This is a genomic window from Opitutia bacterium ISCC 52 (assembly GCA_014529675.2).
Taxonomy (GTDB): domain Bacteria; phylum Verrucomicrobiota; class Verrucomicrobiia; order Opitutales; family UBA2995; genus UBA2995.
On record CP076040.1, the window covers coordinates 754601 to 767886 of the forward strand.

At 45.8% G+C, this 13286-nt stretch carries 13 protein-coding genes; 3 read left to right on the forward strand and 10 right to left on the reverse strand.

What is annotated here, in order from left to right:
• Positions 1-75 precede the first annotated feature (75 nt).
• Positions 76-1371 (reverse strand): 3-deoxy-D-manno-octulosonic acid transferase, encoded by a 1296-nt coding sequence (locus GA003_03260; protein ID QXD29010.1) that lies wholly within the window; start codon positions 1369-1371, stop codon positions 76-78.
• Positions 1372-2080: 709 nt separating this feature from the next.
• On the opposite strand from GA003_03260, the gene GA003_03265 reads away from it, so the two are divergent.
• The gene (locus GA003_03265) at positions 2081-2542 is read left to right on the forward strand and encodes a metallophosphatase family protein (protein QXD30327.1); all 462 of its coding nucleotides are present in this window, start codon (positions 2081-2083) and stop codon (positions 2540-2542) included.
• A gap of 75 nt (positions 2543-2617) precedes the next feature.
• Positions 2618-3100 carry a DUF3016 domain-containing protein gene (locus GA003_03270; protein ID QXD29011.1) on the forward strand — a complete coding sequence of 161 codons (483 nt, stop codon included), beginning with the start codon at positions 2618-2620 and terminating at the stop codon, positions 3098-3100.
• A gap of 35 nt (positions 3101-3135) precedes the next feature.
• Here the strand turns inward: GA003_03270 and GA003_03275 are convergent, their stop codons facing one another.
• The 3 genes from GA003_03275 to GA003_03285 form a co-directional block, all read right to left on the reverse strand.
• Positions 3136-4293 (reverse strand): PatB family C-S lyase, encoded by a 1158-nt coding sequence (locus GA003_03275; GenBank protein ID QXD29012.1) that lies wholly within the window; start codon positions 4291-4293, stop codon positions 3136-3138.
• A 48-nt stretch (positions 4294-4341) separates the two neighbouring features.
• A complete protein-coding gene (locus GA003_03280; GenBank protein ID QXD29013.1) occupies positions 4342-4563 on the reverse strand; it encodes a SlyX family protein in 222 nt (73 codons plus the stop codon).
• 494 nt (positions 4564-5057) lie between these two features.
• Entirely contained in the window at positions 5058-5387 is a 330-nt protein-coding gene (locus GA003_03285; GenBank protein ID QXD29014.1) for a hypothetical protein, read from the reverse strand.
• Between the two features lie 168 nt (positions 5388-5555).
• On the opposite strand from GA003_03285, the gene GA003_03290 reads away from it, so the two are divergent.
• Complete coding sequence (locus GA003_03290; GenBank protein ID QXD29015.1) at positions 5556-6374, forward strand: MBL fold metallo-hydrolase; 819 nt, start codon at positions 5556-5558, stop codon at positions 6372-6374.
• Between the two features lie 13 nt (positions 6375-6387).
• Here GA003_03290 and GA003_03295 read toward each other — a convergent pair whose 3' ends face one another.
• The 6 genes from GA003_03295 to ilvB form a co-directional block, all read right to left on the reverse strand.
• Positions 6388-7344, reverse strand: a complete 957-nt coding sequence (locus tag GA003_03295; GenBank protein ID QXD29016.1) for a metal ABC transporter permease — start codon at positions 7342-7344, stop codon at positions 6388-6390.
• A gap of 5 nt (positions 7345-7349) precedes the next feature.
• Entirely contained in the window at positions 7350-8810 is a 1461-nt protein-coding gene (locus tag GA003_03300; GenBank protein ID QXD29017.1) for a metal ABC transporter permease, read from the reverse strand.
• Positions 8807-9595 (reverse strand): metal ABC transporter ATP-binding protein, encoded by a 789-nt coding sequence (locus GA003_03305; GenBank protein ID QXD29018.1) that lies wholly within the window; start codon positions 9593-9595, stop codon positions 8807-8809. The genes GA003_03300 and GA003_03305 overlap by 4 nt, the downstream gene beginning before the upstream one ends.
• Positions 9596-9712: 117 nt before the next feature.
• Positions 9713-10084: a hypothetical protein gene (locus GA003_03310; protein QXD30328.1), complete on the reverse strand. Its 372-nt coding sequence runs from the start codon at positions 10082-10084 to the stop codon at positions 9713-9715.
• Positions 10085-10304: 220 nt separating this feature from the next.
• Complete coding sequence (locus tag GA003_03315; GenBank protein ID QXD29019.1) at positions 10305-11207, reverse strand: zinc ABC transporter substrate-binding protein; 903 nt, start codon at positions 11205-11207, stop codon at positions 10305-10307.
• A gap of 85 nt (positions 11208-11292) precedes the next feature.
• On the reverse strand, positions 11293-13101 hold the full coding sequence (gene ilvB / locus GA003_03320) for a biosynthetic-type acetolactate synthase large subunit (GenBank protein QXD29020.1): 1809 nt from the start codon (positions 13099-13101) through the stop codon (positions 11293-11295).
• Positions 13102-13286 lie beyond the last annotated feature (185 nt).

Genomic DNA, 13286 nt, shown 5'->3' on the forward strand with positions numbered 1-13286 from the left:
GCATAACAATAGAGCGCCCAGTGTGGCTGACCGAAAGTCTTAAGGTTCTTCATTTCTTTAGCTTAGAATCCATGCTCACAACCATCGTCGAAGCAATTCGATGGTGCGTAGAGTAGCACCTTGGTTTTCAGCGAGCCATGTTTTGGCATTGCGACCTCGATCCTCACGAGCCGCTGAATTCTCACAGAGTTCACGTAGGACCTTGGTGAGTTCCTTTTCGTCCGCCACCTGAGTCGCGATCCCAATGTTAATGAGACTCCTGGCAATGTCTCGAAAGTTTGCCATTCCGGGACCAAACACAACGGGCTTCCCGAGCATGCCTGCTTCAATTGGGGTTTGGCCCCCGGTATGAGGATTCAGACTTCGACCTACAAATACAATATCAGCCAATTGGATGAATTTAATCAGTTCACCCGTCGTATCTGCTACCGCAACTTGCACTTCATTTTCTGCGATTCCTTGCGATCGGAAATGGTAGCTGAGCGATGTATCCCCAAGATCTGTTTCAATCTCTTTGCGTCGCTCAACGTGCCTGGGAGTAATGATGAGGCGTAAATCTATTCTCTCCTTGCGTAGCTGCATGGCCATTTGTACGAGAGCCTTCTCTTCTCCATCCCAGGTAGATGCACCACATACAATAACGGTCTGATTCTCTGGAGAATTGGAAGGAAGTCCCAATTCTGTCAGTAGGTTTGCTGCTTCACTTTCCTCCAGTTTGTCTGGCACAGGCATATCGCACTTTAGATTACCCACCGTGATTGTTTGCTCCTCATGAGTTCCAAGATTTCGGAAACGATCTGTATTTGAACTACTTGAAGCCAACACCAAATCAAGACTCCGAAATATATGGCGAGTGATACCCCCTAATCGTTGGTAGAGCCGATAGGTCTTATCTGAAAGACGGGCATTAATCAAAAGAATCGGAATTTGATTTTGCTTCGCTTGATGGATGTGTTCTGGCCAGAGTTCTCCTTCCATGAGTAGACATAGATCTGGTTTAATCCGTCGCCAGGCTTTCTTAGTAAAAGGAACAAAATCCAACGGAAAATAATAGATATCGGTGACCTGGTCTTTGTAGGTTTCGTGTGCGATTCGGTAACCGGTGCTGGTTGTGGTTGTGAGAATTAATTCGATATTTTGCTCTTTATTGAGCGCTTCTATCAGCGGCTTGATCGCTTTGATTTCGCCCACACTGACTGCCTGGATCCATATGCGTTTGCTCTCCTTCGAAGATGTGGATCGCTCAGGGACCTTGCCAAACTTGTGTTGGAGGTCTTTCTTGTACCCGCCTCTTCGCTTTGCGTGCCAAAGAATATAAGGAATAGAAAGGACGAAAACCGGGAGAAATAGAATTCTGTAAATCCAGATCATGAAAAATTATGCTCATAAGAAAGCAGATGCTGTCTGCAGTGCAAAGCGTTTGTGCAATAGATCTTCATCTGCTGGCTCAGCAATTTTTGCGCCATGAATGCTTTCAGTGGCTTCAGTTGTGATAGGATAGGGCACATGCTCAGAGCTATTATTAGGCCCAGCATAGATCGTAGTCCCGTTTGAAGGTCACAGTTCTTATGGTAGCTTCGTTCCTCAGTATGGACCCAGACTTCCGCTTTCTTCCAGGAAAGTAGGGCAGAAAAATTTTGGGCAACCTCCTCGATATCTAAACTGACAGGGCAATGAGGGTGATCCTCAGGCTTCAATGGGCAGTTTTCACATTTGTGGTAACTGAGGCTAGTCCAGGATGATGATCCTTCTTTGCATGTCTGCCCGGTATTCTTTGATTGGTTGGGGTCAATGTCGAATGAGAAGACTTCGCCTGTGTCGATAATGAATTCGTAAGTTATTTTGCCCATGGAAACTGTTGTCAGGTGTGAGTGTTAGGTGTTTCAAAAGGGCAGAGCTTGCCCTGATTTATATAGCTTTTGGGATAGAATCATAGGGGGCAAAGGGTCTTCTTAGATATACATTTTTTTGGCTAAACCTAGCGTGACTCCCGTTAGAATTCACTTGCTGACAACGGTACTAATGCCGTGTGCTCCTTGGGATGAAGCTAGTACCAACTGAGTTTCAAGATCTTAAGCGCCTGACTGTTGGAGTTATTTCAGATACGCATGGGCTCCTCAGGCCTGAGGCGCTTCGCGCTTTGGACGGTTCTGATGTCATTCTGCATGGTGGCGATGTTGGGCAAGAGAAGATTTTGGATGAACTTAGAGCTATTGCTCCAGTGTTTACCGTGAGGGGGAACGTCGACTACGATTATTGGTGTGGCCGATTACCCAATGTGCTTTTTCTAATGCTGAGTGGGCTAAGGGTGCATATGGTCCACGATATTGCTCATCTTGATCTGAAGAACCTTCCGGGGGTTGATTTAGTTGTCTTTGGACATTCTCACAAACCGGAAATTTTTCATCGAGCAAGAGTCACTTACTTGAATCCGGGGAGTGCTGGTCCCCGAAGATTTTCTTTGCCGACAACGGTTGCCAAGGTGAATTGGGCACTGGGACAAGAAAATCTTTCTCCAAAACTCATCCACTTGCTGGAGTAGTTACGTAAGAGTGAATATCGAAAACACTGGCCTTGGTTAGTATCCTATATACGTTCTACATCAAACATTTGACCCATGAAGACCCTAACTTTGTTGATTTTGAGTTCATTAATCGCTGCAGGTGCAGCATCGGCGCAGGTAGAAGTCACATTCCAGGAACCAGAGCAATTCCGTGATATCGACTACGGCGATGGCAATACACGCCGTGGAATTAAAGTGCACATTCCGATTCTCGAAAAACATATCATTAAGTTTGGTAAACGCTTTTTAAAGGAGGGTCAGACTCTAACCATGACGGTGACCGATGTGGATTTGGCCGGTGATTATGAACCTTGGCTTAGTCCAGATTTTGATGACATCCGAATTGTAAAGGACATCTACCCACCTCGCATTAGCTTCAGTTACGAGCTGAAGGACGCTGAAGGTAAGGTATTGAAATCCGGTGAGGAAAATTTGGTAGATATGAATTTCCAATATAGGATGAGAGTCCGTACTCACGATGAGCTTTTCTATGATAAAGAAATGATCACCGATTGGATGAGAAGAATAACCAAGTAAGCGAAGTAATTCTCTAAGGAGTTAGCAAATTGTTCCTATCGCGAGGAAGGAATTGCTTCGACTGCCTGCTTCATTCGCTGGAGTCCTTCAATCATGAGTGATTTTGCGCATCCAAAGTTGAATCGAACATGATCGTGAGCTCCAAAGAAGCTTCCTTCCGAAAGACCAACTCCATGACTCTCAAAATAGGCGGTTGGATTATCTAGGCCGAGTTCACTGACATCCATCCATGCCAGGTAGGTCGCTTCCATCGGTCTCATTTTTATATTAGGCAATTCCTTCTGAACGAATTCATAGAGGTAATCTCGATTCGATTTTAAATAATCGATTAGTTCGAGCCTCCAAGGACCACCATGATCGTAAGCTGCCTGACACCCCGCATAACCAAAAGCGTTGATTTCGGTTATAATGCCTCGAGCTACTCTGCGAAAAGCAGAGCGAATCTGCGCATCTTCAATAATGGCAAAGGCACAACATAACCCAGGGAGATTGTAGGTCTTGCTCGGAGCTGTGAGCATGATTGAGCGCTTACTAATTTCTGGACTGATCAAATTTGTAGGCGTGTGCTTGATCCCAGGTTCGATGATTAGGTCCGAGTGAATTTCATCGGTGCAAAGGATTAAGTCATATCGGATACAAAAATCGGCCAGTTGACCAAGTTCTTCTTTGTCGAAAACCCGACCGACTGGATTATGTGGATTGCACAGGATGAAACTCTTTGTTTCTGGCGTGATGGCTGTTTCCATCTTTTCAAAATCAAAGGTCCATCGTGCTCCGTCCCATAGTAGGTCGACAGAAATCAAATTTCTTCCAGAGTTGGACGGTGCAGTAAGAAAGGGTGGGTATACGGGTGTGACTGTCATGACACTCGAACCTTTCTCACCAAATGCTCTACAAAAAAGGTTGAGGGCCGGAACTATTCCCGGTGTCCACATGATCCAAGCTGGATCAATCTCATAGCCGTGATCCCTTGCGAGGTAGTTGACTACACTTTGTTTTACCGCATCAGAAGGAACTGTGTAGCCGAAGACACCGTGTTTTACCCGTTCTGTCAGAGCATCGGTTATTTCGGGTGCTGATAGAAAGTCCATATCTGCTACCCAGAAGGGAAGCACATCAGAGTTCTGGTATTTCTCCCATTTCAGGCTAGCCGTGCCTTTACGGTCTATCGGTGTCTCAAAATCGTACTGCATCTTTTTGGCGAAAATCTGAGCTATGTATTTCTCGGAATTGGATGTAGGCTAGTAATGGGGCGGTTTTTCGTCATGGCGGTCGCTGGATAATGCACCCGACTGAAAATGTTCACGCAGCTCTTTGAGCTCAGTGATCGATTTTTCGAGTTTTTTCTGCAGGTTCATAATCTCTTTGTCCTGCTTGGTTATGTGATCATCCAGAAAGGTAAGATGCTCTTCAAGCTCTTGGATTTTGGACGCAAGGGTATCTTCTTTCTCTTCTTCTGGCACACTTCAAAGCTCTCATCTGTTCGGATTCAGGCAATATGAAAAAATGAGAGTATATGCTTTTGTTATTATGGGGGAATCCCTTATGAGTAGTACTGGTAACACCTTTATTGTTTTTCGGGAATTCCATGATAAACTGCTTTCATATCAAGTGTTAAATCAAACCCAATTACAATGACTACTGGAGAACTCATCCACATTTACGAATCCGCGTCACACAACAAAGCAACCATTTTTGGAGTTCCTGGTGGAGCGCTTAAGCCTGACGAAGCAGCGGGAGAATTAATAAAAAGGTACGGACATCAAGGTGCTCTTGAGGAAGCTTCAAGAAAGACTGGAAATGCACCTGCACCTTGGAATTTTTGGTATCAAGTTCACTGTGTTCTATCTAATACGACCCCTTAAGTTAAGATTCGTAGAACCCAGAAATCACGCTTTCTGGTAACTTCGCCGTTTGTCGGACATTTTTTTTAGCCCTTTCTCTTAGAAAGGGTTTTTTATGCCGTCTTAAGAGAGGCTTCGCATTCAAGAACTCGGTGGATAATATCTAAGGGTTCTAGATTTATCCAATCCTTTCCAAGAAGTGCGTTGGTGACAGCTGGAAAGAAAAAATTAACAGGTTCTCCTACCAAATCTCCGTCACGATAGACTTCCAAAATCATTTTGGATCGTTCGCGATCAAGGGTCAACTCGACCAACTTGCCATCAGGAAGTACGTGTTCGCAAATCTCCAAGTTTTCAGGAATGAGGTTACCGGAAGATTGGAGAGAGAGGAGCGGATTGTTGGAGCTAATGGATAGGTAGCGCTCTAATTCGTGGATAGTCATATGCGTCCAGCCAAAATGCTCTAATGAATCCGGCAAAGTAGGTGTAAGAGGAAAAGAGCCTTTTAAAAGATATTTACGGCATGTATTATTGGGTCACTTCAACATGTAAAATTCGATCTCCGTTTTTACATTTGCTAGTCCGCGATTTCGAAGAAACGTTTAAACACTATGCAAATTCCTATTGAAGATTTTTATGAAGATGTACTGGCCAAGACTGCTAAAGGATTAGGTTTTTCAGCCAGTTCTTTAGCGGAACATGCTGGGTTAGACAGAGATGCGGTTCGTGAAGCATTGAGGGGGAATTTTGTAGAGGAGGAAGCCAGAAAACTGGCTCCTGTCCTTAATCTAGATGCTGATGCTCTTGTTTTGCTTGGGCAATCAATCTGGCGCCCCCAGGTGGTTAACTTGGATGGTCTAGCCTTATTTAATTCTGCCTTTGCTGACATGACCGTAAATGCGTTTGTCGTTTGGGATCCTTCGACTAAAGAAGCAGCCATTTTCGATAGTGGTGCGGATGCATCGGAATTAATAGCCTTTGTTCAGAATGAAGGTCTGAAAGTGCAAGGAGTTTGGGTGACTCATACTCATCGAGATCACATAAAAGACATTCCAGCGATCGTCAGAGCTTTTGATTGTCCGATTTATGTCGGTGAAAAAGAGCTGGCAAACTTTGGGACTTCTTTTGCTGCAGGAGAAAAGTTTTCGATTGGGACACTCACTATTGAAAGTAAACTTACCTGGGGTCATGCCCGAGGAGGCATCACCTATGTTGTTAGCGGTTTGGGTAAACCTATCGCTGTCGTTGGGGATGCACTCTTTGCTCAATCCATGGGTGGTGGAATGATTTCATTCAAGGATGCTTTAGAAACAAGCGGCCAGGAGATCATGACACTACCGGACGAAACGGCGATCTGCCCAGGACACGGACCTATGTCGAGTGTCGGAGAAGAGAAGAGGGTTAATCCTTTCTTTGCAGGGAAATTTTGAATCGAGGAGATTGTTAATTCACCGAAAGCTCGGATGAACGTTGTCTCAGACGTTTTAGACTTTGTGCTAGAAGTCCGCGTCGTGGACTGGTAATCCAGATTAAACAGAATAACCCAAATCCTGATGTAACCATAGCTCCAGCTTGAGAGCAATTGAGCCATTCGGCCAAGTGTATGCCTGCAAGTGAATAGAAGCCTCCAAAGATGATGGAGAGTATGAGAATATGAGGCAGGCGATCTGAAAGAAGTGCACCCGTGGCTCCTGGCATGATCAACATCGCAATTACAAGAATAGCTCCTACGGATTCGAATGAAAAAACAATGACCAAGGATAGCATTATCATTAATCCATAATGTATCCACGAAGCTGGAATCCCCAAGGAGGTTGCCAGGCCTGAGTCAAAGGATGTTACTAAGAGCTCTTTGTAAAAAACGATGACCAGAGCCAAAACGGCCAAAAAGGTGGCGCCCATTTGTAGGAGAGGAATGGGAACCTCGGCCCCAAAAACTGACCAAGAATCTGCGAAACCTATCCATCCTATTTCACCGTATAGAACACATTCGAGATCTAGGTCCACCTGGTCAGCGAATACCGAAATAAGAATTACTCCTATCGCGAAGAAAGTGGTAAAGGTAACGCCTAAGGCTGCGTCTTGTTTCACTCTAGTTTTTTTATGAATAAACTCGATCAGCCAAACTGAAGCTAACCCTGCCGCAAGTGCACCTGTGACCATTAGACCTGTAGATCTGGAATTAGAAATCAGAAAAACAACTGCGATTCCAGGCAGTAGGCTATGACTTATGGCATCACCAACAAGAGCCATGCGGCGAAGAATTAAAAAGTTTCCAACAAGTCCACAAGCGGCATTAACTAGAAACCCCATAAGCAGAATCCAAATAGAGCCACTCAGTCCATCTGACCAAGGAGCGGTGATGAATGTGTGAAGATCGAATGGTGGAATGAAGTCCATGATTCCTAGTGTCCGGTCTGGACCTCCTTCAAATCAATCACGCTAGGAATGCGCTTCCCGTGAGGATCCAGGGTTGGGAAATCTAGAAGTCGCTCCAGTTCCCGAACGATGTTCTCTCCCAAAACGTGTTCTATTTCTTCAGCGTCATCGTGGACATGATCAGGTTGGTAGTGAGCAGACTTGGTAAGATAGAGTTCCCATAGTCTGTGGTTTCTAACAATACGGCATGCGTTCTCCCAACCTGAAGGCGTGAAGTATATCATTTGGTTTTGATTTAACGTGTCATCGTCGGATGACGCTAGAGTGGCATAGCGCTCTCTTATGAGCCGCTTCGCCTCTTTCTTTACTTCAGATAGCGGAAGGTTTCGTTGCTCTCCTAGCTGTTGAAGTGAAACCCCGTCTTCCTTGAAGTCTGCTTTTTCGCGAATCTGATAGACTGCTTTCAGGGTATTTTCGATTTGAATACGATTGTTTCTATTTAACTGGCGGACCCAGCGAGGAACGATGCCGTATCGAGGCCCGAACAGTAAGGCTAGGCCGAAAAGCGTACTGGCACTCACAATCATGAATGGGCCTGTCGGGAGGCTGTTTCCGAGGTAGGAGAAAAAGGCACCACCAATTCCAGCCATCATTCCAAATACACTCGCTAATATGAGCATCCGGTGCATGCGATCTGTTAAGAGGTAAGCCGTTGCTGCAGGTGTAATAAGCATGGCAGAAACTAATACAATCCCCACTGCTTGTAAGCCTACGACTACGGAGAAAGCGAGTAGCAGCATCAATTGGTAGTGAAAGAACTTCGCTGGCATACCAATGGAACTGGCGAATGCATTATCGAAGCTGGTAACGAGAAACTCTTTGTAGAAAAGTGTAATGAGTAATAATGAAACTCCTGTGACCACAGCGATCATTACAAGATCGCTCTCACTCAATGCCGCTGCTTGTCCAAACATGAACTTATCTAAACCTGCCTTGTTACCGTTAGGTAAGTGTTGGATCATCGTGTGGAGACAAATGCCTATGGCATAGAATCCTGATAGCACGATACCCATCGCGCTATCTTCTTTGATATGTGTGGTCGTATGTATCCCATGAACAACGACAGTCCCCAGTAGACCTGCTATAGTAGCTCCAATAAAGATGGACCATGGGTTTTTTGTCATAGTCCATAAGAAGCCCAACGCAACTCCTGGAAGGACAGCATGGCTAAGCGTATCACCCATCAACGATAGCTTTCGAACCACGATGAAACTTCCAAGAAGCCCGCAACAAGTGCCCAGCATCAGGGCTGCAAGCACGGCATAACGAACGGAGGGATCTTTAAAAGAAAAGAACCGAATGAATTGCTCTGAGAAATTCGTTTCTGAAAGTTCTCCAATTTTGGCAGCACATGCGTCTGAAACCAGAAATAAACTGGCAAAGATGAGTAGCCCACTCAGCTTTGAAATCTGAGGGTGGATGCTCATCTCTCCAAAGGCAATTCGTCGGATTGCTTTTGTCTCGAATTGGCGACTTCGGATAGAATTGTCAAACGACCTCCATACGTGGTTTGCAACTTATCGTAGGTATAAACATCCTTGGTGGCCCCGAAATCGATTTTTCTCATATTGAGAAGCAGAAGCATATCAAAATACTCCTTGGCGGTGGTCAGATCATGATGCACGACCATCAGGGTCTTTCCTCGCTCCCTTAATTCCATAAGGATGTTGATAATGGCAGATTCTGTAGCGGCATCCACACCAGCGAAGGGTTCGTCTAGGAAATAAAGATCACTCTCTTGAGCCAACGCGCGGGCCAGGAAGACGCGTTGTTGCTGTCCGCCTGACAAATTCGAAATTTGACGTTGGGCGTAAGGGGCCATGTTCACTTTTTCCAAGCAGGCCATGGCAATTTCTCTATCCTTTTTGCCGGGACGTCTCATGAGCCCCAGGTGCCCAAAACGGCCCATTAATACCACATCCATTACATTCACAGGGAAATCCCAATCTACCGATTCACGTTGTGGAACGTAGCCCACACGTTTTGCGTTTTTTCGATAGGGCTTACCAAAAATTTTAACCCACCCACTACTGGAAGGGATCATTGCCATGATGGTTTTTATTAAGGTCGACTTTCCAGCACCATTGGGACCAACGATCCCAACAAGTTGGCCTGCCGGTACCTCAAGATCGATACCGTATAAAACAGGTTTCTTGTGATAGGCTACTGTGAGGTCATGGATTTCAAGGGGAAGTGGAATCTCGGGTGACATAGCGATTTCTATCGTTAAAAAGCGTGATTTTGATTCGTCAAAATTAAAAAACGAGTATTTTCCTGATTTGCAAGCCTTTGCTTGTTAAGGCATTTCTACTTATCTAGCGTTGAGAGCCTATTCAATATCCCCAATGGGGGCTTTAGGACGAGTAGTGATACTGCCATTCATTACGGGTCTACCTGTATTGGGGATCACCTGAATGGCACGATCGTCCCACAACTCGATCATAGCGAAATCCTTCTCGTTGGTGACCTCCAGGTCTGGCAATCCCTGTTTTTTCAACCAGGATTGTACCGGTGGAATTCCATCGGCCTCACAGGCTCTGGCTGTGACGATTTTCACTCGGATTCCGCGGTCTACCCACATTTTTACTCGGTTGAGCATTTGTGGAATGGGCTTACCTATGTGGTGTTTGCTGATCCAAAGATCATGTTTTGCCAGGGTGCCATCCAGATCTACGCCAATCCAAGGTCCATCTTGAGGCATAGGGTGCTCCGCATTTTCCTCGAGTGGGAGCATATCGCCCTCGGCGCCATTTAATTCTTTGGCAAAGAAATTTTTGATCCGTTGAAGCATGAGTTAGCAAGTGGAGGCGAGAAGCCTTCTATTCAAATCAGCATGGTTAATGAGGAGGGAGTGTCACCACGAAAAACCCTATTTGGGTTTTTAGCATAATAATAAAAACTGAAATGGTAGATTCTTAGTTCTACTTCAGTGCCTCGACAATACGATAGACATTATGTTTCAACATTCCTTCGTATGTTCCCAAATCGTAAGTGTCACCTTGACGTGTCTCTGATTCTCCAGGAACTCCCATCGCATCGGAGAAAAGTTCACCGCCGATACCTATTCCAGCATCTTTACTAATACGCTCAATGGCTGCTGGAGAAACGGATGATTCTACAAAGATGGCCCGAACTCCATTGTCTTTTATGAAATCCACCATTTTGGCGATATCGGCAAGTCCTGCTTCGGTGACAGTCGAGATTCCCTGTACGCCCACCACTTTAAAGCCGTAGGCCCGGCCAAAATAGTTAAAGGCATCATGGCTAGTAATTAAAATACGGTGTTTGGGTTCGATTTGTCCAATGGAAGACTTAGCCCAGTCGTGAAGCGCTTCGTACTCAGCCATTACTCGAGTTCCTTGCTCCTTGTAAAAGGATGCATTCGAGGGATCGGATACACTTAGACCTTCAACGACGACACCCACTGCTTCCATCCATAGAGTCGGGTCAAACCATATATGCGGATCGTAGTGACCGGCGAATTCAGGTGGTTCCAATAATCGACCTTCTTCAATTTCCTCTGTGACTGCGTAAACTTTTTTCCCCTTTCGAGCTAGTTTGACGAGAACGTCGCCAATACGGCCTTCCAAGTAGAGTCCGTTATAGAAAACAAGTTCGCACTTTTGCAGACTGCGGACGTCTCCAGCGGTTGCTTTGTAAAGATGAGGATCAACCCCTGGCCCCATCAATCCTGTTACCTCGATTCTTTCACCGCCTACCTCTTGGACCAGATCGGTTATCATGGTGGTAGTGGTCACCACCTTTAATTTTGCTGAAACAGAAATCGTAGCAATTAAGCTAATTAGAGTAATGAAAGTTTTCATTTTGATTAATCAAAATATTAAGCAATGGTATTCTTCCCTGGTCAAACGTATAATGAGGATCCCCGTTTTACGCCAGGAAGGTGGACTAGAGTCCGCTTCCTTTTTCCAACTTCACTTGTTGGTCGGGTGTAAGAATGATATCTTCCACGGTCTTACCCGATGGAATCATGGGTAATACGTGCTCATCGTATGGGACAATGATATCAAGAAGGTAGGGTCCGTCATGATCCAGCATCTCTTGAATGGCGTCTTTGAGATCTTCCTTTTTGTAAACTCTGCGAGCATTAACCTCAAAGCCTTCAGCAATCTTTACATAATCGGGATAGATCGCATCCATATTCTCAGGACTACCAATGTTATCCGGATCACCTAGAATAGTTTGTGCGCGGGTGCCTTCGTAGAAGCGATCTTCCCATTGAACCACCATGCCTAAATGTTGGTTATTCAGGATCACGGCTTTGGCGTTAATGCCGTCCACTTTGGCTGTGGCAAGCTCTTGGACATTCATCAGGAATGAGCCATCACCATCGATGTCGATCACTTCCCGGTCTGGGCAAGCGACTTTCGCTCCCAATGCGGCGGGGTAGCCAAAGCCCATCGTACCAAGCCCTAGCGAGCTTAAAAAACTTCGCGCGTGTTTGAAATTATAATGCTGAGGAGCCCACATCTGGTGTTGTCCCACACCTGTGGTGATGATGGCCTCACCGTCCGTCAATTCGTAGAGAACTTTGACTGCCTCTTGGGGGAGAATATGGGGACTATCTTCGTAGGAGAAAGGAAACTCTTCTTTCCAGGCTGCGACTTGCTTGTGCCAAGCAGTAAGATCTGGTGCCTGAAAGTTTCGTTCCTCCATCAGTTCCACCATACGGCTGAGTGCATATTTGATGTCCGACTGAATGGGATACTGAACGACCTTGTTTTTGTGGTGTTCGGAGCGATCAATGTCGATATGAACAATTTGGGCTTTTTCAGCAAACTTGCGAACGTTGCCTGTAACACGATCGTCGAATCGTGCTCCAAAGGCTAGAAGTACATCCGAATCGGCAACCGCATAATTACCCGTAGCCGTTCCGTGCATACCCAGCCATTTCATGGAAAGTGAGTCTGTTTCAGGAAATGCACCCACCCCCATAAGAGTAGTGGTTACGGGAACGCCTGTCTTCCTAACAAAATCCTGAAGGTCTCCAGCTGCATTTGAAGAAATGACACCTCCGCCAACGTAGAGCACCGGTTGACGAGACTCAGCAATCAAATCGATCACCTCTATGAGTTCCTCATCGGTGGCCCGCTTTATGGGTTTGTAGCCTGGTAGCTCAATGGTTTCTGGAAACTCCGGTGCGGCAAATGTTTGTTGAACATCTTTTGGGATATCGATGAGAACCGGACCGGGTCTGCCAGTGGTTGCAATGTGAAATGCCTCTTTTACGACCTTGGGAATGTCCATGGGATCGAGTACCAGGTAACTGTGCTTTACGGCAGACAGGGTCATTCCATAGATATCAGTTTCCTGGAAAGCGCTTTTTCCTATCAAATGCTGTGGAACTTGACCGGTAATGGCGATCAAGGGAACACTGTCCATGTAGCAGTCTGCAATACAGGTAACAAGGTTGGTCGCACCAGGACCACTGGTTGCCATGCAAACTCCGGCTTTTCCGGTAGCTCGTGCATAGCCAGCAGCCATAAATCCTCCGCCTTGCTCGAATCGAGGAAGGATGGTCTGCACTTCGGATTTTCTCTTAACGAGGGACTGATGCATCTCCATCGATGCACCGCCGGGATAGGCAAACACATGCTCCACGCCTTCACGGATAAGAGCTTCGACCACTAGGTCAGCTCCAATTAAGGAACGCGTTTTCTCGGAAGTTGTGGATGGGTTCTTTGTTTCGGTACTCATGGTATTAAGCGTAAGTTAGCCCCGTTTAGGAAAAAAATTCCAGATGAAACTAGGGTTACTAGGCATCCGTGCAACCCAATAGCGTTGAACTTCACAAATATCTCGTCGGGCCATTGGTCCGGGGTTTTCACCGGAATTTCGATCAAATTCCTTTTCTTATGCTGAAAGAAACACCTAAGATCAGG

What these genes read in the sequence shown, in the direction of transcription:
- GA003_03260 (QXD29010.1), bottom strand. Translation starts at nt 1,371, where the DNA reads ATGATCTGGATTTACAGAATTCTATTTCTCCCGGTTTTCGTCCTTTCT.
- GA003_03270 (QXD29011.1), top strand. Translation starts at nt 2,618, where the DNA reads ATGAAGACCCTAACTTTGTTGATTTTGAGTTCATTAATCGCTGCAGGT.
- GA003_03275 (QXD29012.1), bottom strand. Translation starts at nt 4,293, where the DNA reads ATGCAGTACGATTTTGAGACACCGATAGACCGTAAAGGCACGGCTAGC.
- GA003_03285 (QXD29014.1), bottom strand. Translation starts at nt 5,387, where the DNA reads ATGACTATCCACGAATTAGAGCGCTACCTATCCATTAGCTCCAACAAT.
- GA003_03290 (QXD29015.1), top strand. Translation starts at nt 5,556, where the DNA reads ATGCAAATTCCTATTGAAGATTTTTATGAAGATGTACTGGCCAAGACT.
- GA003_03295 (QXD29016.1), bottom strand. Translation starts at nt 7,344, where the DNA reads ATGGACTTCATTCCACCATTCGATCTTCACACATTCATCACCGCTCCT.
- GA003_03300 (QXD29017.1), bottom strand. Translation starts at nt 8,810, where the DNA reads ATGAGCATCCACCCTCAGATTTCAAAGCTGAGTGGGCTACTCATCTTT.
- GA003_03305 (QXD29018.1), bottom strand. Translation starts at nt 9,595, where the DNA reads ATGTCACCCGAGATTCCACTTCCCCTTGAAATCCATGACCTCACAGTA.
- GA003_03310 (QXD30328.1), bottom strand. Translation starts at nt 10,084, where the DNA reads ATGCCTCAAGATGGACCTTGGATTGGCGTAGATCTGGATGGCACCCTG.
- GA003_03315 (QXD29019.1), bottom strand. Translation starts at nt 11,207, where the DNA reads ATGAAAACTTTCATTACTCTAATTAGCTTAATTGCTACGATTTCTGTT.
- ilvB (QXD29020.1), bottom strand. Translation starts at nt 13,101, where the DNA reads ATGAGTACCGAAACAAAGAACCCATCCACAACTTCCGAGAAAACGCGT.